This is a genomic window from Paraburkholderia panacisoli (genome assembly GCF_008369935.1).
GTDB classification, from domain to species: domain Bacteria; phylum Pseudomonadota; class Gammaproteobacteria; order Burkholderiales; family Burkholderiaceae; genus Paraburkholderia; species Paraburkholderia panacisoli.
The window spans coordinates 15,829-38,013 of sequence record NZ_VTUZ01000002.1 but is presented as its reverse complement, the minus strand read 5'-3'; the positions used below and the strand labels follow the sequence as shown (position 1 = coordinate 38,013).

Below are 22,185 nucleotides of genomic sequence, written 5' to 3'. Positions count from 1 at the left end.
AATGCTTCCTGGACACGTTGCTGCACGCACCTACCGGGAAGGCAGCGAAGCAGCGCAATGCATTGGCGTTCATCCTGGCAGCGGCATCGGCGCCACGCGATTTGCGGCTTTCGGGCGTACCTGCCGAGCTAGCGCGGCCACGACGGCGAAAGAGAACGAGATGAGCAAGCAGAACGACAACCGTCCACGGCTTGCCAACAGTGCGGCGTATCTGCGGGACGCGCACGACTCTGGCTTGTCAGCACATTCGCGATTCAGATGCACCTTCGAGTCCATCTATTTCTGCTTATGCGAACTGGCCGAGTCCAATGGAATGAGCTTGGACGGACTGACGCATCCGAGTGTTGATGTGGTCGACGCTGGCTTGACGGCATTACACGCGTCGTCGTCGGAACGCGAGGTCGTAGAACAGCTGACTGAGTGGGCCAACAGCACATCGCCTTTTGTGCCATCGGTATCGATTGATGACGCTTGTCGTCTTGCGGAGCAAATTAACACAGCGACAATTTCGTTCTTCGCTCGTCGCGGGCCAGCATCAGCTAGCTGAAGTTTAAGGAGGAAACCTCGCATCATGACGATAGCCGAATTGATGGAGTTTTTGCGCAACGCCGACCCAAGTGCCGCGGTTATGCTTGTGCCGCCTGGCGATAGGGAACAGTACGCCGAGGAGGTCAGATTTATCTCGTCGAGCAGTGTCGGTTGGACTCGAGAGCAAGGTGTTGATAAAGGCCGTCCATACGAAATGCTGTACATGGGCGAGCCACATCGCGAGCTTCGTACTAACTGCGAGCACGTCACGTACGAAAGAGTCCTAGTTGTGCTGCTCGCAGCAGACGAAGTAACGCTGCTCTAGGTGCGAGTATGAATGCCGTTGTCAACCGCGCGTGCGCCGGCGGTCAACGATATGGGCTCAAAAAGTTCGACATGAAACTCAAAGACCGGGTGACTCGCTCCATTGCCCGCAGGAAAGGCGTTGTGATTCTTCGTTCGGAGCTTGCCGCCCTCGGTAGTCCGGCGCAACTCAGCCGGGTCCTATCCAATCTGGTCAAGACCAAAAGGCTGGTGCGAGTCGGCGTGGGAATTTACGTCAGAACGCGGCTCAATAAATTTACGCGGGAGCTTGCGCCGGCCGCTACGTTCGAGGAAATAGCAGCGGAAGTTTTTCGCAAGTTAGAAATTGACGTCGCTCATGGCAAGCTGGCCCGCGATTACAACGCCGGCAAGACCACACAGGTGCCAGTGCTTTCGGTGGTAGATACGGGGCGTCGCCGTATTACGCGCCGAATTTCTCTGGGGAGCAGGTTTATCACCTACGAACGAAGCGGCGCGCATCGGAGTAAGGAGCTGCACCCATGAAAGTACGAGACATTCTGCGTCGCTTGCAGGAAGCAGACAGCGACGCGGAGGAAATCTGCGACGTGGTTCTTGTGAGCGACATGTGGACGGGCGAGCGTCACCGGTCCGCCGACGGAAGTCTTTTGCACGTGCACCATCCCGCCGTGGGAGGCCTTACTTTAGGGTGGAACCAAGCGACCGACGAGCAATGGTCCGAGCGCGTAGTTATCTTGACTTCAGCCTCGTGAGGCACGTATGACCGAAAGCGGCTGGGACATCGCGATGCGACGTATCGACAGCGAATTCGACGTTCCTCAGTTCGTCGCATCATCGCTTGTGCGCAAAATCGCCGCTAATAAATTCCGACTTTCCACAGTGGACCGCAGCAAGTTCCAGAAGTTACCGGACGAGGTGATTGCTCGCATCGAGCAGATTGTTCGCGAATCGTACCTCGAGGCGGGTGAAGACGTAGGCGGCGACATATTGCGAGAGCATTTATGGCAGCAAGCGCTTCGTGCACGTCGTGACATGATTGCAAGCGAGGAGTTGCTGACACCGACTGAATTCAAAAAACGCATCGGTGTAAGAGAGAAGCGCCTGGCGCGGCTAATAGAAGAAGGGAGTGTCTTTGGCGTCGACGTCGATGAGACTGAATACTTCCCCGCGTTGTTGGCCGACCCGTCGCTGAATCGCAAGCGGTTGCAGACAATTTGTCGAATCATCTTTCCTGCTGAACCGATGAGCCGACTTGGTTTCCTGTCGTCGCCGCGAGGTAGCTTGGGCGGGCGCCGTCCCGTTGAGATGCTCGACGACGACGTTGATTTCAAATCAGTCAGACGGATAGCCGCGGCCTGGGCAGCAGAATGGTCACGCACCATCGTTAAGATGTATAAGGGTGAGCACCAACGCGAGCCGAGCGATGTTGAACGGCTGTACACAGCGATGGCGGAAATTGACCCGCGGAGACCATTGTGGGAGCGCGCCTCAGAAGCGCTTCACTCGCACGGATACGAGTGGCCATTGGGCCCGTATCCGGAGGCTCGGATATTTACGCTTTTCGTTGAGCAACAAGCGGTTGGGGATTCCACGCCAATACCCGAAGCTTGCGTCCAAATCCTTGTCGTGGGCGAGCTCGTTCGAATCCGAATCGTAGCTGCGCCAGGCTCTACGCTCAACTCGCAAACAATAGCGGCTGGCAAGCACAAAACGTTTGTCGACGTCGCGAAGCAAGTCATCGCTCACCTCCTTGCGCTGAGCGCAGGCCGCTAGGGGGGGGTGTTAAATGATATGTCGCATTCGACCGATAGCAATCGGCGTGACCGCGGACGAGGATTGCATCAACGTCGTCCTGAAAGACGGAGGCAGACTGCAAGTCCCCTTGCGAAGACTCTCGAAACTGTGGGTGGCAACCCCTGAGCAACGTCGCGATTGCCACATTTCGGCGTCGGGCGCTGCCCTGCGATGGGACCAACTCGCTGAAGTCATAAGCGTCAGCGAACTGATGCGCGATGCTGAGAGGCGCCATCGCGATGAACGATTGACCTCGCAGGTACCTGACGATTTTCCCTGGGACCCAACACCTGCATTGCTGTCGGGAACGCAGCCAAAACTCGCGGGGCGTTGGATTGACGGCAGGCTTATCGTCGGTTTGACAGCGGAAGAGCGGTGGGTCCGTTGGGATATGTGCGAAGACCTCGCGCAGCAGCTCATTCGAAAGACCCTTGAAGACGCGGCGAAGTATCCTCAGCATTCACGCGACGTTACGCTAAACGGCATGAGGAGAGCAATTGAACGCAAAGGATGGACGGAGCGCGTTGAAACGGACTGGTTAATGGCACGGCTGCGTACCCTGCTTGGCTGGTAGCAGGCAACTGACTGAGCGCTGTGCGTGCGAGCTTCGCGCGTGTGGTAGGGGAGTCTATGTATCCTATGAAGAAGACCATGTTGTCGACGCTTCGTGTCGCCCCAGAGCTCCTGATGGCAGTCGAGAGCGTCCTTCGTGAGAACGAGTCGCTTGAAGAGTTCATGGAGACTGCGTTGCGTGAATGCGTCTCTCGCCGTCGCTTCCAAAGTGGATTTATCGCGCGAGGTCTTGCGTCAGTAGAGCGGGCACATCGCGACAACGAGTTTTTCAATGCGGACGACGTACATTCTGAACTCACGCGACGGCTCGTTGCGGCAAAAGATTCACCGCGGTAACGGCTTGACGAAATCCGGACTGGTCGGCGGATACCCAACTTCAGCTTCCATATCCGTATGAATCGACGAGAACCCACGTGTCCCATTTCCGGCCTTCTCCGAGAGCAAGTTCGATGTTTTGTCACGGAAACGCTGCTTGACCCACTGGGGCGAACGAAGGCAGTATCAGAAACGCGGCGCAATGCCATACCGGCGGACTGGCAGTGGACATGTGCCTGCCGAAACCCAACTCCATCGGTGAGGAGACGTCCATGATAGAGGTGACGAATACGTACGACCTGCAGCCAGGCGTGAATCTGGAGTCTTACGCCGAATGGGCCAGGAAGGCGGCGGAAACGATTGTGCAGCAGCCAGGTCTGGTCGAACTTCGCGCGAACCGGAATATGCTCGGCGCCCCGCAGATTCGAACGACCACCTGCTGGAGGTCTACAATCGACTGGGCGACGTTCGCAGACGGGCCATGGCGCGCGCTGGAGCAGGAATTACGGACCTTCGCGACCAATTTCAAGGTTGAGATGTGGGGGCCGTCGCCGCTCCTGCAGACGCCACTCCGTCCGGACCCAACCGGCGGTGCTGGTGCATGAGCTGACCCACGCGCGTCGTCAGAATCGAAACCGGTCGCGGCAGTCCGTCCGAAAGCGGCCAGAGATGGACATGTAGTTGGGACCATTCGCCATCCGTCGGAAATATCGAGGCCGAGGCACCGATGGTCAGAACAGCACCCCGAGGATTGGTGGCGAGCGACGCGGATTGCGCTATCGGCGCTGCGTAAGAATTATCCCGACGCGTTTGGGCGCATACGGGCCATTGGCCTTTTCTGGTCAAATGCACGGTGTCGTTCTACTTGATGCCGATGACCCGGTTTGCTTTCCCGTCAGCCGTTGCTGGAATGCGAGGCGAAGGAGTTTGTCTCGACCCGGTAGTGTTGGAGGGGGTGAACCCGGCCGTCGCAACTAGCCGCTCGCATTGCGTATTATCGACGCGTGGAATTGAGGAATGCTAATGTGGTTTCTCGCAGGCTCCGGTTGGCTAGCAGCAACAGGCAGAAGACGTCGCACATAGATGCGGGCGCGCACCGGTCTGAAGCAGCTTGAATTGAACAGATGGCTGAGACAGGCTTGATAGATTTCTCTCGCTACCGGCAAGCGGAAATCGGGGAGCAGATTCTCCCAGAACAGCGTGTATCAGCGCTATGACATTCCGCTTTCAATCTCCTGAATCCGGCTGAATCTTGGCCGGAAAGTCCGACGCAACCTCCTAATATTGTCGTGTGGCTCACGAGGCATCCCGCCAGTGAAGTGTCGAGCCATGTCCGCGTTTGGGCGGCTTCCATGCCGCCCGTCCCTTCTGCGCGCCACCGGTGCCCCCGAATAAATACCCAGGTCGGCCGGGGCGGCGTCCACGGGCCTATTAACCAGCAAACAGGAGATGAAAAATGAACCGCAATTTCTGGAAAGGGGCGGTGCTTGCAAGCGCCGCATTGCTGACCGTAAGTAGTACGGCGCGTGCAGAAGATGAGTGTTCGAACGCGACGCTCAAAGGCCTCTATGGTTTTTCGCTTCGTGGCGAATTCATCGGCTTCTTCGACGCAGGCGGCAATCCACACCGAATACCCACTCCCGACATCGTTGACGCAGTGTTTATCCAGAAGTTTGATGGCACTGGTGCCTTCACCCGGTCTGACTACGTCTCTAGTGACGGGTTTAAACGGCCCGGACTGACCGACCCGACGACCGGATTTGATACGGGCGAAACCGGCACTTACACCGTCTTCCCGAACTGCACGGGCGTCATGCACATTACGTTTACCGCTCCCATCGCTTCCACCATCATCGACGTTAGATTCGTGCTGACCGAAGAGGGTCACCGCCTTCACGGTGTTGTAAGCCATCAGGAAATTGCGGGCCCTTTCACTGCGGAGGACGGAACAACAACGTGCGGCCCAACGCCGGCGTGCAACATGCGGGCCCAGGAAAGCGTGGTTGGCGAGAAATTCGACGTGGAAGGAAGAACTCGCTCAAGAGGCGTTGGCGACTAATGGGTCACTCTGTTCGAGAGGTAAGGCGCGCGGGTGGTGACAGCACGCTCGTAGGGCTCGAGGACGCGAAGCAAGGCAGATATCAGGAAAATTGAACAAGTCACTGCTTTAGCAGGCGTTCGAGCACCTGTGTGCTGGCGACCTGTGTTGCCGGTCGAGCTGCACACGATTTTGGCGGCGGTCGTGTGAGCTTCTCGGAGGCAAATGTACCAACAGCTTGTGCGCTCGCTAACAGTGCGGTTGGCTGCAACGAAGCAGAATGTCATTCCAGGAGGCGGCCGGCGCTGGTCGCGTCAGCACTTACAAGAAGTTACGCGGGAAACCGCATGTTTTCCCCTATCGTCGCTTGGATTGGCCACAATTCATTTTTCAAACCAGCGCTCGCCCGATGGGTTTGGGCTCCATAACACGACTTGCAGGGACGACACGGTCATGGAAGCAAAACACTATTACGGCAGCGCTTCGACGCATCGTGCTCATAGGCACCCCGTGACGCTGAGTGCGCAGGAGCTCGCGACTCTCTTGCGCCTGCGCAATGCGTCGGCCGAGACGAACGCAGTAACGCCGGACGTCATCGCCCTCCAAGCAGCGGGGCTAGTCCATCTCATCGCGTCAGAAGATGGCGACCGCCACGCTTGCGCTGACCGTAGACGGGTGCTGCTGCGGTTGCTTGGCGCCGAGCCAGCTGAACGCCTCCCTTATCTAAACTAGTTGGGCGAGTTGTCCCCGGTGCCCTGCGCGGTTCGGCCCTCGGCTGGCCAACGTCATCTGTCAGGCGAGAAGCAAGACCCGCTCGCATAACAGTTAGAGCAACTTATCGCCCTCAACGAGCGGCTTCAGGGAGACTTTGACGTATTGCGCTTCCTGTGGGCGCACCGGGGCCGGCCTAGGCACTTCTGTCGGTGTTGTTACAAAATGCACGACAGATAGAGGAGCTGGCATGTGCTGGATTTTGCGGTTCGCTGTTCGAGGGCGGCGGGTGGTCGACGACCGCTGTTATGTCGTCGTGCAGGACATCGCTAACTGGGCTGTCATTACAGTTCTGCCCCTCCGGATGTGGAACAACGACGAGTTGTCGGAAAGTTCGCCGCAGGCAGACGTTCGAGGGGGGAGGTCGACTGGATGCTGTGCGCGCGCAGGCGACGGAAGGCGAGCAACAGCAAATTCAGTTGCAATCGAGCCTGTTGACTCAGGGGTCGCCCGCAGGCGGCGTGGCCGGGACCCAATCATTGACTCAAGCAAAGCCGTTCGCAGCCGAAATCCGGTTTGACATCAAGAACCGGGTTGCCCAATGAATACACGAAACTGGTGTTTGCAGACGGCAGCAATCGAGATGCCGCGCTTGTGCGTCGCTCAGGCAAGATGGTAAGCGAGGGCATGCTTCGCGCCGCGACGATGCAGGAGTGGGGATTCCACGAGGTGAAATTGGGACCTGAAACCAATGGTCGAGGAACCGGCTATCTTGTCATCAGTGGTGGCCCCGGCGACATACTCTATCTGAAGACGCAACTGCGACAGATAACCTTGCCAGGCAAACGCGGCGAGCCACGTTCTGCTTTTAACGGCCTGTGGGAAGTCAGCGGAGCGACAGGAAAATTCAACGGACTCCAAGGTGCCGGCACACTCCGGATTAACCGGCTATCGGAAAGTGAGCGCCAATGGGTGCTGGAAGGCAAACTGAGCGAACCTCAGCTTGAACTCCCAATTGAGAGCATGAGAGCACGGCCAATTTCCTGGTCAACGGGTAAGCAGGAAAACTCTATCGCGATTTTTCACGTGTGGTACATGGGAATTGGCCCGCCGAAATGACGGGCCAATTCCCACGAAGCACGCGCCCATCCATACCAGAAACCCACGAGAGCCGAGAGCCTGCGAGCGGCTCGCTGCAATGCAGAACGCGGCGGAGCGCCAGGCACGGCGAAGGACCGTCGTGAGGGCGGTATTTTCCGGACATCACGCATTGCGTGAGCGTCCGTTGCCGATTTCGTGGCCTGTTTGCCTTGGCAACGGCGAAGATTCAGCGACACAAGGCACGCCCCTTGCGGCGCCTATTCATGTGAGCGGCAGACGCTTGCATGGAGGTTAGCCATGAAACATATAACTAAGACGTTTTTCGCTTCGGCTCTCGCGATGGCACTGTCGGCAATCACATACGCACAAGCCGGCGGCAGCGCTGGCGGGCTCCCGACACCCGGCGTCGGCGCCGGTTTGATGAAGACCCCGAACGAGACGGGCTACGGTGCTCCCGACGTCACGGGCAGTGGCGTCGGCGCGGCGCGCAGTATCCCCCGGACGGAGCGGGGCAAGACCAACGGTCTGAATAAGGGTACAAATAGCGGCGCGAACAGCGACGTCAACAGTGGACTTGGCGGCTCAAGGCAAAAGGGCCAGTAGTACGTAGCTTCCTCGTCACTATGCCGGTGGTATCCCATTCGCTGACTCGGTAATCGTGTATAGGCTACATCTTGAATTGCCACCGACGCGATAACAGCGGGTTGCACACGAGCACGGTGCCTTTCGTGAAAGAGGACGGTGAGGTGGTCGTCGACGAACAGGGACATCGTGTGAAGTAGTTTGTAGAAGTGGCTCACGGAGGGACCGACTGAATAATCACCCTCGACCTCTGTGATGAATGGCAGCAGAGCGGCCGTCTGCCATCAACCGCCGATGAACGACATTTCGACTTTGGACCGGTCGTCCGTGACGCTGCTTTTACCACGTTGCTCTGAATAGCGGTCGGCCCTCCGTCTCCAAAGGTAAGCGACCAGTTGGCGCAACGCTTCATCAGTGTGTCCGTTTCGCATTGGCGTTCGTATGTCCAGGCCGCGAGAGGCGAACAGACAGGTGAAGAGCTGGCCGTCCGCCGACAACCGCAGCCGGGTGCAGTCACCGCAGAAAGGCTGTGAGACGCTTGAGATGACGCCGATGTTTCCCTGACCATCAGCGTAGCGAAATCGAACCGACGTGTCTGAAGGCTTGTCGCGACCAACTGGTAAGAGCTGGAACGCCGCGTCAATGCGACGAACAACCTCGGATGAAGACACCACCGACCCCATGTTCCAGCCGTTGCTCGCACCGACATCCATGAACTCGATGAAACGGACTTCCACGCCAGTTCCCCGGAAGTGGAGTGCCATTGGCAGAATCTGCGTGTCGTTCACCCCGCGCTTCACCACCATGTTAACCTTGACCGGAGCGAGGCCGACACGCAGTGCAGCGTCGATTCCCTCCAGCACCAATGCGGCAGGAAAGTCGACGCCATTCATTCGTTGAAACACAGCCTCGTCTATTGAGTCGAGACTGACTGTGATGCGCTTCAATCCCGCGTTCCGCAGCAGTTGCGCCTTACGACTTAGCAGAGAGCCGTTGGTCGTCAGCGTCAATTCGACGTCTTCGCCACGGGGCGTCCGTAACGTGGCCAACCGGTCGACAAGATATTCAAGGTCTTTTCGCAGTAGTGGTTCTCCACCCGTGAGTCGAATCTTTTCGACACCGAGGCCAACGAACACCCGTGCAGCGCGCTCAATTTCCTCGAAGCTGAGCAGTTCGCGTCGGGGCAGGAACGCATAGTCCTTGTCGAACACCTCCTTCGGCATGCAGTAGACGCAACGGAAGTTGCAGCGGTCCGTAACCGAAATGCGCAGGTCTCGCAATGGGCGATGGCGCGTGTCCCGAAGCGGCAACTCCATTGCCGCGGAGTCTGACGCAAGCAAATTGCGCTCAGCCGGGTCAGCGGCGCTGACTTCCACGAGCGGAATGACTCGCCCCAGCGTAAATGCCTTCATCGCAGCGCCACTCCCACGTGCGGATAGCCGCCGGCTCAGAAAGAATACGGCCGGCAATGCGCCGGCCGACGTCACCTATGTATAACGGCGACTCTTGAAGCTGACCGTTTGCTTGTAATCCTTCATTGACCCGACGCGACGGATGTTCGCCCACGTGCCCTTGTAGTAGGGAATGATGTTGCGGTCCGTCCATGTCGTCGTGACGTTGTCCTGGATGCCGTTGATGTGACCGAACACCATGAAAGTCTGGTCATGCTTCTGTTCGACGACCGGATACGCCATCGCGTACGTAGACCCGAAATCGTTGTAGACCTCGACGATGTCGCCAGCGGCAATTCCGAGCCCCTGCGCATCGTCCGGGTTAAGTTCGATATAGGCCATCGGGTCACGAGCGCGGACGAATTCGTTGTACTGGTCGTGGTACACCGTTTGCCAGACTTCGTTCGTGCGGCCGTTGTTAATCCAGAAGCGGTATTTGCCCTTCTGGTCAGCAACCGTCTTCGGCAGACCCGGCCACGGCGAAGGCTTGAACTGGGCCTTGCCGTCTGGCGTATCGAACTTGCCGTCCATGTACATCATCTCGGTACCGACCAGCTTGCCGCCTTCCCACGCTTTGGCAGGCAGTTGCACCCCGTTGTTAGCCATAACGCGTAGCCGTTCGTAGGTGACCAGATTTCCGGTATCGCCGCCCTGGCTATCTATCTTTTCCACTCCCGGTTGCCCGGCACGACGGAATCCATCGTTGAACGCGTCCTCTTCGGTCTTCCAGTCGAAACCGTCAAAACGCGCGACCATCTTCGTGTTGCCATCTTTCTGATACATGGCGCGCAACGCGTTGGCGACGCGCGCCGCGATGAGACAGTCTGGCATCGCGCTTCCGGGCGGGTCCATGAACCGTTCGGACAGGCGCATGCGGCGCTCACCGTTCATCGACGTCAGATTCATCTCGCCGGGATGAGTCGCAGGCAGCATCAGGTGCGCGGCCTCTTCGAGCTTGGTCGGGTAAATATTGATATTCGCGACGAACAGCCCGCCCTTCGTCGTCGCATCGTAGATGATGTCGACCATTTGTTCCGAGGTCGCACCACGGGCGCGCTGCATCGCATCCTTCACAATTTGCGAGCGACGCAAGACCACTTCCCGTAGTTGCTGTGCGTTGTTGCTAGTCTGGAAGTTGTTGCACGCCCACCAGGTCATCAACCGCCCCTTGCCGTTGATGAGCTCCTGGTCGATGTATATCTTCTTGTCGCCCGGATAGGGTGGGCGCGTATAGCCCTCCTGGTGCCCACCCATGCGTACGCAACCGGTACCCCGCCGTCCGACATTGTGAGTGGCCAGAGCAACGTCCAGTAGCGACGACTGAATCAGATAGTTGTCGTTGCCCCAGATGATGCCCTTTTCGTAGGTATGCATCGTTCTCGGAAGCTGGCCCGGCCCCTTCGGCTTATATGACCACTCCGCTGCGGTCTTGATTTTCTCAACAGGTACGCCCGTGATTTTGCTGCATTCGTCGAGTGACAGCTTGTTGGCCTGGACCGCCGCGTCAAACCCATTCGTATGGGCGGCGATGAAGTCCTTGTCAATCCATCCCTGCTGGACCACGTAGGTAAAAATCCCGTTGAACAATGCGATGTCCGTGCCCGGCTGGATATCCAGATGCAGCACGTTGTCCTTTCCGGCTACCTGCTCGGCGACCGCGACGGTAGGCGTACGTCGCGGGTCCACGAACACGACTTTGGTCTTCGGGAATGCTTCGCCTGGGAAGCGTTGCTTTTTCTTGTCGAGCGTCCCGCCCTGCAGGTTCGGCACCCAGTGGTTGAGGAAATAGTTTGTCTGCGTTTCGTACGAGTTCGCGCCAATGGACCAGATGACATCAGCCAGTTCGGCGTCCTCGTATGAATTGTTCAGTTCGCCGATACCCATCTCGCGAGTCGCGTGACACTCCGAGTTGTACGCGGGGCGGTTGTGGATGCGGACCATCGGGGTCTGTAGCGCCGTAAACATCAGCTTGCCGGAACCCCACGTGTTCTCAAAGCCGCCACCCGCACCACCATGGTCGAAGGCAGAAAAGACAATACCGCTCGGACCATCCTTGTCGAGCACCTTCTTCATCAGGCCGGCATATAGCGCCATCGCCTGGTCCCATGTCGTATCGACCCACTGGTCGCTTAGATAGATGCGCGGCTGTCTCAGGCGCTCCTGGGTTATTCCGTCAGCCGCGTACATGTACATCGCCATCTTGCCGCCGCGCGTCGAACTCAAGCCGCTATTCACGACGCAACTCTTGTCCGGGACAATCATGATGGTGTGGCGCGAGCCGTCGCGGTCAGTGACCACGTTTTCCATGGCAGGCGTCATGATGAGTGTGAGTGGCGGCACCTGCTTGCGGAAATCAACGCCGAGCGCATTCTGATTCGGCGCGCGGCCACCTTCCTGGTCTTCCGGCCACTTGTACACGTGATATCCGCATCCAACGATGCAGAAGTGGCAGGTCATGTTGGTTCGCTGGGCCGTGACCGGCGGTAGCGCAATGCGGTCCTTTTCGGTAGGCATTTTCAGCTCCTCGAACTCAAAGAACGTTGGCTTGGCGGCCGTATATCAGGCCTTCCATGCCGACTGCCGACAAGGTGCCTGTCTTCTCGTCATAGTGAAGGCGCACGCGCGGCAGATTTTCGGTGGCCTGCCCGACAATCATCTGTCCGGCCTTTTCCGCGTCGAACATGCTGAAGTGGCAGGGGCACTTGAAGACCTTCGTCGTCGGCTCGTAGACGACGGGGCAGCCCATGTGCGTACACATGGTGCTATAGGCGACGATGTCCCCGTCGGGTCCGACGCCGCCTGGTACACGGCTGCCGAGCTTGAGAGCTGTGCACGGCGACGCTGCATCAGGATAGGCAAACGTGACCGGAGCGTTGACCGTCATGCGTCCCGCCTGACCAACGGCTTTTTTCGGATAAGGGAGCTTCGTCCTGCTGGTATCCACGGGGTTTGCGCCCGAGGCCACGTTGGGTACCAAGGCAGAAGCGGCGGTTGCGGCAATCGAGCCGCCGCCCAGCTTCAGGAATGTGCGACGCCGGATTTTGAGTTCGGACATGGTCTCCTCCTCGCTTGAATCTTGCTCGTGTAGTCGTTAGCATCGACGTAACGGCAAGAGGTATGCCATGCGGTCCGACGTCCGCCGGAAGGCTTGCGCCAAGAGGATTCAAATTCAGCAGACCTGAGGGACGCCATTACCATTCGGTAACGGTTCGTGATGGGGAGGCAGCCGTTATGTCACCAATTAGTAACATCCGGCGCCGGCAGATTCTGCGCTTCGCGCTAAGCGTCCCGCTCCTCTCGTCCTTCAAGCTTGAGACTGCCGGTGAAATCCCAACGGTTGCGTTCGGCACGACTGCCGTGTTCCTCGATAACGAAATCAGCCTGCTCGACCGTTGGAGCCGCGAACTCGGAGAGATGTGCAGCGCTGAAGTGAGGTTTGTGCAGCGCAATAGCTATCGTGAGATTGACGACCTTCTCGCCGAGAACCGGCTTGATGTGGCATGGGTATGCGGGTTTCCATACGTCACCAACTCACAAACGATGCGCTTGATGGCGATACCGGACTATCAGGGCAAGCCGCTTTATCGTTCATATCTGATTGTCCCCAAGAGCGATACGCAGACCACTCACGTCACGCAGCTTCGAAACCGCGTGTTCGCATTCAGCGACCCGCAATCCAATTCCGGCTTTCTGGTCCCGACCACTGAGCTGATACGGGCGGGTATCCGGCCGACCGGCTTTTTCAAGAAGTCCTTCTTCACATATGCGCACAGAAAAGTCGTTGATGCCGTGACAACGGGACTTGCGGATGCGGGCGAGATTGATGGGTACGTCTACGACACCATCGAGAAGCAGTACCCGGAGCGCACCCGCGAGGTGCGGGTGGCGTGGCGTTCTCCCCAATATGGTTTTCCGCCGATTGTGGCGCGCCGCTCGCTCGACGACGAATCGTTTCTTCGTATCCAGCGTGCGTTGCTCGGAATGAAGGACCGGCCTGCAGCTCGGGATGTGCTGCAGCGATTGAACCTTGATGGCTTCGTGCCTGACGACGACAAGGTGTTCGACGGCATACGCCGCCTGGTTGCCATCCTGAACTCCGGGCCGGTATAGGGCCGCGCAGATGCTGTCCCATCTCAGCTACCGCTACAAGATTCCGCTCGCGCTGAGCGCAGTCATCCTGCTGACGGAGATACTCGTGACCTTCGCGCTCGTAAGCGTTGCGGTGTCCGATGCCAGAAATGACCTTGAAAGCAGCGCCCAGAATCTGTGCCGCGTTCTCGCGCTGTCGGTCCGGGACCCGATGGTCAAGGACGACCTGTGGCGCGCGTTCGAAGTGATACGGACGCCGGTGGCAGTCAGGGAGCCTTCGAATCCGCTGAAAGAAATCGTTCTGTTCGACTCGAAGGCCCGGGTGTACGCCTCGACCTCTCCCCGAAAGGAACCTGTCCAGCGGCCGGTCACCCAGCTTCCTGCACAATTCGGTATGGTCATCTCACATCTACGCAGTTCAGGCGACCCGTTCTTTTTCGACTTTCCGGGATTACTCGCAAGCCGCGACGTCACCGCCGGCATGCCGGTGAATTCGGACGACGGAAGCCGCCTCGGCTATGTGGTGCTGGTCTATGACGCCAATATCTTTTACGACCGTGTACGGTCAACGTTGCTCAAGCTAGCCGTGGCTACGGTGCCGGCTTTGCTGCTGCTCATACCGCTGGGCTGGGTCTGGGGCGACCGGATGGCAAAACCGCTCCTACGCCTCACGGCCGCCATGGGCCGCATTGGGAAGGAGCACCCTGAAAAAGTCGGCGCGGGTATCACAGCGCAAGGGAACGACGAAATAGGTCAACTGGAACAGCAGTTCCAGGCGATGCTCGCCGAACTGGCGCAGAAACAGGCGTTGGAACGCGAAGTGGTCGTCTCCGAGAGACTGGCGGCTGTAGGCCAGGTCGCCGCGGGCATTGCACACGAAATCAATAATCCGCTCGGCGGAATGCTGAACGCCATCGACACACTCAACACACATGGTGAACCCGACGCCCAAACCAGAAAGACGTTGGGGTTGCTCGAACGCGGTCTTGCCCAAATTCGCGCCACGGTCGGCGCGTTACTGTTTGAGGCTCGCCTCGACTCGCCGGCAATGAGCCTGTCGGACTGGCAGGATTTGAAGCTGTTGATTGCGCCGCAGATACAGGCAAAGCAGGCAGCATTTCATTGGGAAATTGAACTGGACGAGGCGATTGGACTTCCCGCGCATCTGGTGCGCCAGCTCGTTCTCAATCTGCTGCTCAACGCAGTGAAGGCCGTAGAGATTGGCGGACGCGTTGACTGCCTGGTCGCAGTCAACGGACTAGGACTACAAATTACGGTATCGAACACGGGTCAGCACATATCCGGCGTGGCCATGGAGCACCTGTTCGAGCCGTTTGGGTCGGTCGCCATAGCCGAGGGTCGGCGCTCGTACAGCCTCGGCCTGTGGGTAAGCTATCAAATCGCGACGCAGCTTGGTGGCACAATTTCAGTCGATAGCGCACCGGGGCGAACGTGTTTTGCAGTGCTGTTACCGGTTAATTCTCCATGAAGCGGGAGAGCATCATGTCGGCAACGCTTATCTGTGTCGTCGAGGACGACCCCATCATGGGGGAGTCGTTGGCCGACCGCTTCCGCCTGGAGGGTTTCGACGTGGACTGGCACACTGACGGTGAATCCGCCCTGGATGCCTTACAGAACCGGCCGTATCAGGCCGTCATCAGCGATATCCGGCTGCCCGACATTTCAGGCGAAGAACTGTTTTCACGTTCAATGGCCACGCACATATCCGTGCCGCCATTTGTATTCATCACCGCCTACGCGTCGGTCGACACGGCGGTGTCTCTCCTGAAGAGCGGCGCTGCCGACTACATCACGAAGCCGTTCGACATTGGCGCACTGGTCGACAAGGTCCGTCTTCTGACAGGAACGGGGATTCCAGACCAGGCCATGCCGGCCCAGAGCGAACTCGGCGTGTCCGAAGCAATGAGGCGCCTCGCAGACCTCGTGCCGCGAATCGCCGGCCGTGCCAAATCAATTCTGATTACTGGCGAGTCCGGTGTCGGCAAGGAAGTGCTTGCACGGTTCATTCATCAGCATGCACCTGGTGAGGCGTTACCGTTTGTCGCAGTTAACTGCGGCGCCGTCCCGGAGACGCTTCTCGAGTCCGAATTTTTCGGCCACGAGAGAGGAGCCTTCACTGGTGCAGAGCGGCAGAAGAAAGGCTACTTCGAGCAGGCCGAGGGTGGCACGCTCTTCCTCGATGAGATAGGCGATTTGCCTCTGTCGATGCAAGTGAAGTTGCTGCGGGCGCTGCAGGAGCGACGCGTCACGAGAGTCGGCGGTGAGAGAGGGTTCGAAACCACCTTTTGGCTGGTCTGCGCAACGAATCGGGACCTCGCGGAACTGGTCCGGGTAGGGAAGTTTCGGGAGGACCTTTTCTATCGCATCAACATCCTCCAGCTACGCATGCCTGCACTTCGCGACAGGCCCGACGATGTCCTCTGGCTTGCGCACCGCTTCGTACGCGATATCGCCAACCGGCTAGGTGAACCCACGAAACTGTTTCATCCGTCTGCCGAAGCGCGACTCGCAACGTACGGCTGGCCTGGGAACGTGCGAGAGTTGCAGAATCGTCTTGAACGCGCATGCATCGTGTGTTCCCGCAACATGCTTTTCTCCTCCGATATTTTCGAGGAGGACGGGTCCCAGGCTGCGGCAGCGCTTGATATGGATACTCCGCTCGACGGTTACATGGCCGCCTGCGAAAACGCGTTCATTCGCGCCGCGCTATTGCAGCACCAGGGCCATATTTCAGAGACCGCCCACGCCCTTGGCATTTCCAGGAAGAGCCTGTGGGAGAAGATGCGCAAACATGCGATTGCAGCCGAACCGCTTCATTGAACACCCTCGCAGGCGCATCAACCGCAACCGGAGTACGCCCATGGAATCTCACGATAAGGACGAACCGCTTGAGACCCGACTGGTTCAGGTCCGTGGCCAGGTGCAAGGCGTGGGCTATCGGGAGGCCTGCGTACGTCGCGCGAAGGAACTGGGCGTCACCGGCTGGGTCCGCAACCGCATGGATGGTTCGGTAGAGGCGATGCTGCAGGGCTCGCCAGAGCAACTGGCGGAGATGTGCGCCTGGCTCAGCGAGGGCATGTCCGCAGCGCTTGTCGACGAGCTTGAGGTAACCGAGGTGCCGCCACCGTTTGCCCGCTTTGACAACTTCGAGCGCTTGCCCACTTTGTGAGTGCAGGCAAATCACCACCGTGGAAGTACCTGTTGCTCTGTCGCTGAAGCGGGCGCGTTGCGGAGTGGTATCGGAGTATTACCGACCGTAACTCTTTGATACACCTGGCGGAGGGGCCAAAGGCTACCCTCACAACCTTACAACCTGCTCCGTCACCCGCCATGAAACCGTCCCGCCTGTTGCTGGCAAGCGCCTTGCTCTCGGTCCCGCTCGCAGTGGTGTCCCTTGGCGCCCGCGCTGACTCCTGGAAAAAACATGGTGGCGATTACAAGGAGGAATATTGGGACGGCGGCTGTAAGGTCGAACGCAAATGGAAGGGAAACGGCGAATACAAAGAAAAGAGCAAATGCAAAGGCGGGTATGTTACCCAGCCTCCCGCCGTGATTTATCAACCTGTTCCCGCCGTCGTAATCAGCCCTCAGGTCCTCATTGGCCAGTAAGTGGGGCTGGCGTGGTGAGAGAGCGTCCGTGTCACCTGATTGGAGTTAGCGCCGCCGCGCGTCAGGGATTTCGGTCTCGCCAATCTGTTCAGCATTGCCTGCACGCAAGCGCCCAACATCATCCTCGGCTTCCTTCTCCTCAACTGCCTTAGGTGCGCTTCCCGATGAGTCATGTGAACGCTCCATCCAACGAAACAGGAATACTGCGAGAGCGCCGCCAACCAATTCGCTGACGATGAATCCGGGCGCGTCGACAGGTCGAATGCCAGCAAAGGTGTCTGTGAGCGAGCGCGCAATAGTCACAGTAGGGTTCGCGAACGAGGTGGATGCCGTGAACCAATAGGCTGCAGTGATGTAGCCGCCGACCGCAACCGGAATAAACTCAATTCGTCGTTTTGCGACGTTCAGAATGACCGTGAGCAAGCCGAACGAAGCGACAACCTCACTCCACCATTGTGACGGTCCAGTGCGCACGTGCCGCGATGCTTCTATTAATGGCAGGTCGAACATTCCGTGAGCAGCTATCACGCCCGCAATTGCCCCGACGGCTTGCGCCGCGACGTAGGCACCTGCGTGCCTCCATCGCAGTTTGCCAAGGCAGACCTCGGCGAGCGTTACCAATGGGTTGAAGTGTGCTCCCGAAATACTGATAAAGGTGGCGATGAGCGCGACCAATCCTGCGCCAGTTGCCAGGGTATTGGCCAGGAGCGCGATTCCCACGTTGCCGCCGGCAAGTCGTTCGCCCATGATTCCGGAGCCCACGACGGTTGCCAGAAGCAGTGCCGAACCTAGGAACTCGGCCACGATGGCATGACGCAACCTCATAGTGGTGACTTCCCGATATCAGTTACTTCCTTCCTCAGCGCAAGACGGTCGAGCGAGGCAAGCGGAAGGCTTTTGAAGAGTTCGAGCCGCTTACGCAGCGTTGCTGCCGCATCCTTGAAGGCGCGCATCTTGGTGTCGTCGGAGCCCTCAATGGCTGCCGGGTCGGGAACGCCCCAATGCGCAGTGACCGGTTGGCCCGGCCAGACAGGGCACTGTTCACCGGCCGCCTGGTCACATACGGTAAACACGAAGTCCATTACCGGCGCATCGGGAGCGGCAAACTCATCCCATGACTTGCTCCGAAGTCCCTCCGTGGGAAGCCCCATTTGCTGAAGAAGCTGCAGCGTCAACGAGTTAATTTCCCCCTTCGGATGACTGCCGCCAGACCAGGCCTTGAACCGACCACCGCCAAGCGCATTTAACTGAACTTCAGCAAGCACGCTGCGAGCCGAATTACCCGTGCACAGAAACAGGACGTTGTAGACCTTGTCGCTCATGTCGAACCTCAAGCAGATAAGCCGATGGATACGCGTCGAATCAGTTACTGAGCCACGCCGATGGATGAGACGTCGATTTCGCCGACCCTTCGCAACTCGGCACGAATAGCGGCTTCATCAAGTGTCTCCAGCGGTACCTTGAGGAAGACGTCGACGCGATGTTTAATCTGCTGGAAAACCTGTTCGAATGCGGCGCGCTTCGCGGTATCAGTGCCCTCCACAGCGGCAGGGTCGCAGAAGCCCCAGTGTGCTGAGGCTGGCTGCCCGGGCCAAAGGGGACATACTTCGCCAGCAGCCTGGTCGCACACCGTGATGATGAAATCCATCCCCGGCGCATCCGGCTCAGCGAACTCGTCCCAAGACTTGCTACGCAGATTGGACACGTCGTAGCCCGTCTTCGTAACCAGTTCGATTGCGAAAGGATTGACCTTTCCGGTCGGATGACTTCCTGCGCTGAATGTATGGAAGCGGCCCTGTCCCAATGTGGCGAGAAGGGCTTCCGCCATCACGCTGCGAGCGGAGTTGCCCGTGCAGAGGAACAGCACATTGTAGGTTCGGGATTCGACCACGAATTTCTCCGGAATGGGTTGTGGTTCAGGATGATATATCTATATATCCAATATAATGGAAATGTTAGAGGCCAGCAACCTCGTTTCGATGACATCCCATGCTGAGCCGAGGCTGGCCCCTGAGAACGGACCTGAAGCAACCTATCGTCAGCGACGCGGTTGCTGCGTCAGGCGTTAGAATCATCGTACAGTCCCAACGAACGGCACATCATGAAGGAAAAAGACGCAATCACGGCTTTGGCCGCACTGGCGCAACCGACGCGCCTCAGCATTTTCCGGCTGCTGGTGACAGCCGGGCCCGAGGGGCTGACCGTGGGGGTTATCCAGGAGAAGCTCGACCTTGCCGGCGCAACGCTGTCTTTTCACCTGAAAGAGCTGACGCACGCCGGACTGGTGACATCACGTCAGGAAGGCCGCTTCGTTTACTACGCACCGGAAATCGAACACATGAACGACCTGGTCGGTTTCCTCACCGAAAACTGTTGCCAGGGAGTGGATTCGGCGACATGCGCGCCCCGAAAGAAGGTGAAGTGCAAGCCGGTTCCCGCGTGACCGGAACTCAAGGCCAATATCTCGGCCCAGATACGGTGCGCCATCGGATGTGAAAGCGCAGCGCCGCTGGGCGACCCGTCCCGCCTGAAGCGAATTCCATGCGAAGCCGGAAGAGAATTGCGCCTGCGACGGCCGCCTTGGGCGGCCGTTTGGTTTGTTGCTGCCGTTTCAGCAGCAGCCGACTTTTTTCTCAATCACGGCTGGAATCGAAGTGACCGGAGCACAGCAGGCCCCGCTCGCTTCGGCAGAGGCTGTTTGCCTGCTGTCCGCACCGAACATGGGGATGCCACCGAGAGTGTGATACGTCTCCCACGGCACGCCAGCCGGGTCCTGCGTCCAGTACTTGTTCGAGCTGGCGTAGCAGCACTGGGCGCCAGGTTGGTCCTGTACCGCGACACTACCGGCAATCACCTGCTCGCGAAGAGCGGCCAGCTCCTCGTCGCTGTCGACCTGAAAGCCGAGATGATTGACGCCAGTTTCACCGCCGCGCGCTGAGATGGCGAAGTTCATGCGCGGGTCCTCGAGCATCCACTTCGCGTAATCGTCCTTGAGCACTGACGGTTCCGCGCCGAACATGCTGCTATAGAAACGCACGCTTTCGCTTCGGAACAACAACGTGTACGTGAAATCGCTTCATTTACGCCTCCGTTTCGTTGGTCGCGCAGCCGCATTGCTCTGCTTGCTCCGCCGCACAGCAGTTTTCCATCAGGAAATCCATGAGCGTCTGCATGTGGTCGTAGCTGGCGCAGTAGATGATGAACCGCCCCTGACTCTTGCCTTCGATGAGCTCTGCGTGCGCGAGCTCCTTCAGGTGGAATGACAGCGTGGGCGCAGGGAGCCCGAGCTTTTCAGCGATGGCGCCAGGACTCATACCCGAGCGGCCGGCTGTCACCAGAAGGCGGAACACCGCCAGACGGGTCTCGTGCGCAAGCGCCGCGAGCGCCTTGACCGCTAACTTCGAATCCAAGGTTGCCATCACAGTCCTTTATTGGTTACTCGCCTGCAGTTCCTTGCGGGAATGGTCAGCGATTGCCCGGGAAGCCAGGTCGGTCGCGGGGTCGAGCGGGCGGCCGTCTTTCACCCGTTCGCTGTAACGGTCGACGAGATAATCGGCGCGGCCGCGGAGCAGCAGCGTGAATTTCACGAGTTCTTCCATCACGTCAACCAGGCGGTCGTAGTAGGACGACGGCTTCATCCGGCCATCTTCTTCGAACTCCTCGAAGGCCTTTGCGACAGAACTCTGGTTGGGGATGGTGAACATCCGCATCCACCTGCCAAGCTGACGAAGCTGGTTCACCGAGTTGAAAGACTGGGAGCCGCCGCTGACCTGCATGACAGCCAACGTGCGACCCTGCGTGGGGCGGATGCCGCCGCTGACGAGTGGCAAGTGGTCAATCTGCGTCTTTATAAGGCCAGTGATGGTGCCGTGGCGCTCCGGGCTGCACCACACGTGCCCCTCTGACCAAAGCGACAGCTCGAGCAGTTCCTTCACCTTCGGATGGTTCTTAACGTCGACGTCGTCTGCGTGCGGCAGACCGCGCGGGTCGAAAATCCGCGTTTCCGCACCGAACGTCTGCAACAGGCGAGCGGCTTCCTCGACGAGCAACCGCGAATACGACCGCTCACGCAGCGAACCGTAGAGCAGCAGAATCCTTGCCGGCGGCTGCCCCGCCATGCCGAGGCGTGCCGCGATATCGGTGTCGAAAAAATCTGTTCTGGCGGCCGGGAAGCCGTGGTCGCCATTGATTGCATGAACTGTCATCTCGTTACCTTGCTATTTGACATTTCCAATTATATGGAGGCGTTTGGTCGATTCAAGGCTGCTTTACAGCGCCTGCCGAATACGACCGTCATCATTTCGTTACTTGCATTCTATGACATTTCCGGTATTCTGGAAATATGAAAATTAGGAGGCTGCCATGGACAACGAAGACCGGATGGCGACTGAATCGCTCCTGCCAGTTTCGGGAGGGTGGCATTGCCGCTCTACACGAGGATTCCTCATGCTGATGGCACACGGGCGAGCTGCTGGCTCAGCGACACAGTCTGCTGGAGGGTGCGCTCTGAGGAAGTCAGGCTGTGCGTCCCTCCCGGCAGACGTAGCGCGGGCGTTTCAGATGGAGACCGGGTACGCGACTTCAGCGATTGCGTTGACAGAAGCGGTTGACGAGAAACTCGAACTTGCGCGATTCCTGGCTGCAGACGGCTCGTCGGCTGCTGTCCTCGTCATGGATGCGGTAGTCCTCAGCCGTGTGTGGCCGCCGTGTGACTGGAAGTCGCCGTTGCTGCGAGTCCGCAATTGTCTCGCTGACGAGGGCTCGAAGTTTTTTGTCGCATTAACCACCCGCCGTGAGGCAAGTGGCGTCATCGGGGCGTTGGCAAGCCTGCGGGAGCGGCTGGTTGCGAGACGCGTTCAGCGATATAGCAATCGGGAGGGAATTGGCTTTCTCGGTTCCGTACAGGTCACACCTCAAACCACCGACACACGCCGTATGGACCAGCTTCACGAGCGGGTCGCCGCTGTCATCGCGCACAGACTCGCTTCGACAACATTCTTTTGCTGCGACGCTTTTCGCACCGGCGGCGGCACTGCCAACAAACTGAGCCAGATGAGAGGCTGAAAAAAT

Annotated in this window: 26 protein-coding genes and 1 pseudogene; 18 read left to right on the top strand and 9 right to left on the bottom strand. The window is 58.6% G+C overall.

The window, feature by feature from the left end; all coding sequences use genetic code 11:
• The first annotated feature begins 160 nt into the window (after positions 1 to 160).
• The 11 genes from FVF58_RS02750 (at position 161) to FVF58_RS02695 (ending at position 7,966) form a co-directional block, all read left to right on the top strand.
• Positions 161 to 547 carry a hypothetical protein gene (locus FVF58_RS02750; protein WP_149668400.1) on the top strand — a complete coding sequence of 129 codons (387 nt, stop codon included), beginning with the start codon at positions 161 to 163 and terminating at the stop codon, positions 545 to 547.
• Between the two features lie 24 nt (positions 548 to 571).
• Positions 572 to 853, top strand: coding sequence for a hypothetical protein (locus FVF58_RS02745; RefSeq protein ID WP_149668399.1), 282 nt, complete (start codon positions 572 to 574; stop codon positions 851 to 853).
• 8 nt (positions 854 to 861) lie between these two features.
• Positions 862 to 1,356, top strand: a complete 495-nt coding sequence (locus FVF58_RS02740) for a DUF6088 family protein (protein WP_246216909.1) — start codon at positions 862 to 864, stop codon at positions 1,354 to 1,356.
• Positions 1,353 to 1,583, top strand: a complete 231-nt coding sequence (locus FVF58_RS02735; RefSeq protein WP_149668398.1) for a hypothetical protein — start codon at positions 1,353 to 1,355, stop codon at positions 1,581 to 1,583. Before FVF58_RS02740 ends, FVF58_RS02735 begins: the two co-directional genes overlap by 4 nt.
• Positions 1,584 to 1,590: 7 nt before the next feature.
• Positions 1,591 to 2,604, top strand: coding sequence for a hypothetical protein (locus tag FVF58_RS02730; protein WP_149668397.1), 1,014 nt, complete (start codon positions 1,591 to 1,593; stop codon positions 2,602 to 2,604).
• A 13-nt stretch (positions 2,605 to 2,617) separates the two neighbouring features.
• Positions 2,618 to 3,199, top strand: coding sequence for a DUF2442 domain-containing protein (locus FVF58_RS02725; protein ID WP_246216908.1), 582 nt, complete (start codon positions 2,618 to 2,620; stop codon positions 3,197 to 3,199).
• Between the two features lie 65 nt (positions 3,200 to 3,264).
• Positions 3,265 to 3,534, top strand: coding sequence for a YlcI/YnfO family protein (locus tag FVF58_RS02720; protein ID WP_149668396.1), 270 nt, complete (start codon positions 3,265 to 3,267; stop codon positions 3,532 to 3,534).
• Positions 3,535 to 3,785: 251 nt separating this feature from the next.
• A complete protein-coding gene (locus tag FVF58_RS02715; RefSeq protein ID WP_149668395.1) occupies positions 3,786 to 4,118 on the top strand; it encodes a hypothetical protein in 333 nt (110 codons plus the stop codon).
• Between the two features lie 851 nt (positions 4,119 to 4,969).
• Positions 4,970 to 5,572 carry a hypothetical protein gene (locus FVF58_RS02705; RefSeq protein WP_149668394.1) on the top strand — a complete coding sequence of 201 codons (603 nt, stop codon included), beginning with the start codon at positions 4,970 to 4,972 and terminating at the stop codon, positions 5,570 to 5,572.
• A gap of 1,266 nt (positions 5,573 to 6,838) precedes the next feature.
• Complete coding sequence (locus FVF58_RS02700) at positions 6,839 to 7,381, top strand: hypothetical protein (protein ID WP_149668393.1); 543 nt, start codon at positions 6,839 to 6,841, stop codon at positions 7,379 to 7,381.
• A gap of 279 nt (positions 7,382 to 7,660) precedes the next feature.
• On the top strand, positions 7,661 to 7,966 hold the full coding sequence (locus tag FVF58_RS02695; protein ID WP_149668392.1) for a hypothetical protein: 306 nt from the start codon (positions 7,661 to 7,663) through the stop codon (positions 7,964 to 7,966).
• Positions 7,967 to 8,229: 263 nt separating this feature from the next.
• Here the strand turns inward: FVF58_RS02695 and moaA are convergent, their stop codons facing one another.
• The 3 genes from moaA to FVF58_RS02680 form a co-directional block, all read right to left on the bottom strand.
• Positions 8,230 to 9,357, bottom strand: coding sequence for a GTP 3',8-cyclase MoaA (moaA, locus tag FVF58_RS02690; protein ID WP_149668391.1), 1,128 nt, complete (start codon positions 9,355 to 9,357; stop codon positions 8,230 to 8,232).
• Positions 9,358 to 9,432: 75 nt separating this feature from the next.
• Entirely contained in the window at positions 9,433 to 11,910 is a 2,478-nt protein-coding gene (locus FVF58_RS02685; RefSeq protein WP_149668390.1) for an arsenate reductase (azurin) large subunit, read from the bottom strand.
• 16 nt (positions 11,911 to 11,926) lie between these two features.
• Positions 11,927 to 12,451 carry an arsenate reductase (azurin) small subunit gene (locus FVF58_RS02680; RefSeq protein WP_149668389.1) on the bottom strand — a complete coding sequence of 175 codons (525 nt, stop codon included), beginning with the start codon at positions 12,449 to 12,451 and terminating at the stop codon, positions 11,927 to 11,929.
• A 176-nt stretch (positions 12,452 to 12,627) separates the two neighbouring features.
• Between FVF58_RS02680 and FVF58_RS02675 the strand changes: the two genes are divergently transcribed.
• From FVF58_RS02675 to FVF58_RS02655, 5 genes are all read left to right on the top strand, one after another.
• Positions 12,628 to 13,506, top strand: coding sequence for a substrate-binding domain-containing protein (locus FVF58_RS02675; RefSeq protein WP_149668388.1), 879 nt, complete (start codon positions 12,628 to 12,630; stop codon positions 13,504 to 13,506).
• Between the two features lie 10 nt (positions 13,507 to 13,516).
• Positions 13,517 to 14,974: a sensor histidine kinase gene (locus FVF58_RS02670; protein ID WP_149668387.1), complete on the top strand. Its 1,458-nt coding sequence runs from the start codon at positions 13,517 to 13,519 to the stop codon at positions 14,972 to 14,974.
• A gap of 14 nt (positions 14,975 to 14,988) precedes the next feature.
• Positions 14,989 to 16,326, top strand: coding sequence for a sigma-54-dependent transcriptional regulator (locus FVF58_RS02665; protein WP_149668386.1), 1,338 nt, complete (start codon positions 14,989 to 14,991; stop codon positions 16,324 to 16,326).
• 40 nt (positions 16,327 to 16,366) lie between these two features.
• Positions 16,367 to 16,675: an acylphosphatase gene (locus FVF58_RS02660; RefSeq protein ID WP_149668385.1), complete on the top strand. Its 309-nt coding sequence runs from the start codon at positions 16,367 to 16,369 to the stop codon at positions 16,673 to 16,675.
• A 161-nt stretch (positions 16,676 to 16,836) separates the two neighbouring features.
• Positions 16,837 to 17,115: a hypothetical protein gene (locus FVF58_RS02655; RefSeq protein ID WP_149668384.1), complete on the top strand. Its 279-nt coding sequence runs from the start codon at positions 16,837 to 16,839 to the stop codon at positions 17,113 to 17,115.
• A 45-nt stretch (positions 17,116 to 17,160) separates the two neighbouring features.
• Here FVF58_RS02655 and FVF58_RS02650 read toward each other — a convergent pair whose 3' ends face one another.
• Genes FVF58_RS02650 through FVF58_RS02640 form a run of 3 tightly spaced genes read right to left on the bottom strand, consistent with a single transcriptional unit; the run spans position 17,161 to position 18,943 of the window.
• Entirely contained in the window at positions 17,161 to 17,940 is a 780-nt protein-coding gene (locus FVF58_RS02650) for an aquaporin (protein WP_149668383.1), read from the bottom strand.
• On the bottom strand, positions 17,937 to 18,437 hold the full coding sequence (locus FVF58_RS02645; RefSeq protein ID WP_149668382.1) for an arsenate reductase ArsC: 501 nt from the start codon (positions 18,435 to 18,437) through the stop codon (positions 17,937 to 17,939). Before FVF58_RS02645 ends, FVF58_RS02650 begins: the two co-directional genes overlap by 4 nt.
• Positions 18,438 to 18,481: 44 nt before the next feature.
• Positions 18,482 to 18,943: an arsenate reductase ArsC gene (locus FVF58_RS02640; RefSeq protein WP_149668754.1), complete on the bottom strand. Its 462-nt coding sequence runs from the start codon at positions 18,941 to 18,943 to the stop codon at positions 18,482 to 18,484.
• A 273-nt stretch (positions 18,944 to 19,216) separates the two neighbouring features.
• Between FVF58_RS02640 and FVF58_RS02635 the strand changes: the two genes are divergently transcribed.
• Entirely contained in the window at positions 19,217 to 19,558 is a 342-nt protein-coding gene (locus tag FVF58_RS02635) for an ArsR/SmtB family transcription factor (RefSeq protein ID WP_149668381.1), read from the top strand.
• Between the two features lie 168 nt (positions 19,559 to 19,726).
• Here the strand turns inward: FVF58_RS02635 and FVF58_RS02630 are convergent.
• The 3 genes and pseudogenes from FVF58_RS02630 to arsH form a co-directional block, all read right to left on the bottom strand.
• A pseudogene (locus FVF58_RS02630) lies at positions 19,727 to 20,195 on the bottom strand (VOC family protein).
• Positions 20,196 to 20,534, bottom strand: coding sequence for an ArsR/SmtB family transcription factor (locus FVF58_RS02625; protein WP_087645399.1), 339 nt, complete (start codon positions 20,532 to 20,534; stop codon positions 20,196 to 20,198).
• A 9-nt stretch (positions 20,535 to 20,543) separates the two neighbouring features.
• Positions 20,544 to 21,233 carry an arsenical resistance protein ArsH gene (gene arsH / locus FVF58_RS02620; protein WP_246216924.1) on the bottom strand — a complete coding sequence of 230 codons (690 nt, stop codon included), beginning with the start codon at positions 21,231 to 21,233 and terminating at the stop codon, positions 20,544 to 20,546.
• 442 nt (positions 21,234 to 21,675) lie between these two features.
• Between arsH and FVF58_RS02615 the strand changes: the two genes are divergently transcribed.
• On the top strand, positions 21,676 to 22,179 hold the full coding sequence (locus tag FVF58_RS02615) for a hypothetical protein (protein WP_149668379.1): 504 nt from the start codon (positions 21,676 to 21,678) through the stop codon (positions 22,177 to 22,179).
• The last annotated feature ends 6 nt before the right edge of the window (positions 22,180 to 22,185 follow it).

Coding starts and splice junctions, on each gene's coding strand:
- FVF58_RS02750 (WP_149668400.1), top strand. CDS start 161: ATGAGCAAGCAGAACGACAACCGTCCACGGCTTGCCAACAGTGCGGCG.
- FVF58_RS02745 (WP_149668399.1), top strand. CDS start 572: ATGACGATAGCCGAATTGATGGAGTTTTTGCGCAACGCCGACCCAAGT.
- FVF58_RS02740 (WP_246216909.1), top strand. CDS start 862: ATGAATGCCGTTGTCAACCGCGCGTGCGCCGGCGGTCAACGATATGGG.
- FVF58_RS02735 (WP_149668398.1), top strand. CDS start 1,353: ATGAAAGTACGAGACATTCTGCGTCGCTTGCAGGAAGCAGACAGCGAC.
- FVF58_RS02730 (WP_149668397.1), top strand. CDS start 1,591: ATGACCGAAAGCGGCTGGGACATCGCGATGCGACGTATCGACAGCGAA.
- FVF58_RS02725 (WP_246216908.1), top strand. CDS start 2,618: ATGATATGTCGCATTCGACCGATAGCAATCGGCGTGACCGCGGACGAG.
- FVF58_RS02720 (WP_149668396.1), top strand. CDS start 3,265: ATGAAGAAGACCATGTTGTCGACGCTTCGTGTCGCCCCAGAGCTCCTG.
- FVF58_RS02715 (WP_149668395.1), top strand. CDS start 3,786: ATGATAGAGGTGACGAATACGTACGACCTGCAGCCAGGCGTGAATCTG.
- FVF58_RS02705 (WP_149668394.1), top strand. CDS start 4,970: ATGAACCGCAATTTCTGGAAAGGGGCGGTGCTTGCAAGCGCCGCATTG.
- FVF58_RS02695 (WP_149668392.1), top strand. CDS start 7,661: ATGAAACATATAACTAAGACGTTTTTCGCTTCGGCTCTCGCGATGGCA.
- moaA (WP_149668391.1), bottom strand. CDS start 9,357: ATGAAGGCATTTACGCTGGGGCGAGTCATTCCGCTCGTGGAAGTCAGC.
- FVF58_RS02685 (WP_149668390.1), bottom strand. CDS start 11,910: ATGCCTACCGAAAAGGACCGCATTGCGCTACCGCCGGTCACGGCCCAG.
- FVF58_RS02680 (WP_149668389.1), bottom strand. CDS start 12,451: ATGTCCGAACTCAAAATCCGGCGTCGCACATTCCTGAAGCTGGGCGGC.
- FVF58_RS02675 (WP_149668388.1), top strand. CDS start 12,628: ATGTCACCAATTAGTAACATCCGGCGCCGGCAGATTCTGCGCTTCGCG.
- FVF58_RS02670 (WP_149668387.1), top strand. CDS start 13,517: ATGCTGTCCCATCTCAGCTACCGCTACAAGATTCCGCTCGCGCTGAGC.
- FVF58_RS02665 (WP_149668386.1), top strand. CDS start 14,989: ATGTCGGCAACGCTTATCTGTGTCGTCGAGGACGACCCCATCATGGGG.
- FVF58_RS02660 (WP_149668385.1), top strand. CDS start 16,367: ATGGAATCTCACGATAAGGACGAACCGCTTGAGACCCGACTGGTTCAG.
- FVF58_RS02655 (WP_149668384.1), top strand. CDS start 16,837: ATGAAACCGTCCCGCCTGTTGCTGGCAAGCGCCTTGCTCTCGGTCCCG.
- FVF58_RS02650 (WP_149668383.1), bottom strand. CDS start 17,940: ATGAGGTTGCGTCATGCCATCGTGGCCGAGTTCCTAGGTTCGGCACTG.
- FVF58_RS02645 (WP_149668382.1), bottom strand. CDS start 18,437: ATGAGCGACAAGGTCTACAACGTCCTGTTTCTGTGCACGGGTAATTCG.
- FVF58_RS02640 (WP_149668754.1), bottom strand. CDS start 18,943: ATGGCGGAAGCCCTTCTCGCCACATTGGGACAGGGCCGCTTCCATACA.
- FVF58_RS02635 (WP_149668381.1), top strand. CDS start 19,217: ATGAAGGAAAAAGACGCAATCACGGCTTTGGCCGCACTGGCGCAACCG.
- FVF58_RS02625 (WP_087645399.1), bottom strand. CDS start 20,534: ATGGCAACCTTGGATTCGAAGTTAGCGGTCAAGGCGCTCGCGGCGCTT.
- arsH (WP_246216924.1), bottom strand. CDS start 21,233: ATGGCGGGGCAGCCGCCGGCAAGGATTCTGCTGCTCTACGGTTCGCTG.
- FVF58_RS02615 (WP_149668379.1), top strand. CDS start 21,676: ATGGAGACCGGGTACGCGACTTCAGCGATTGCGTTGACAGAAGCGGTT.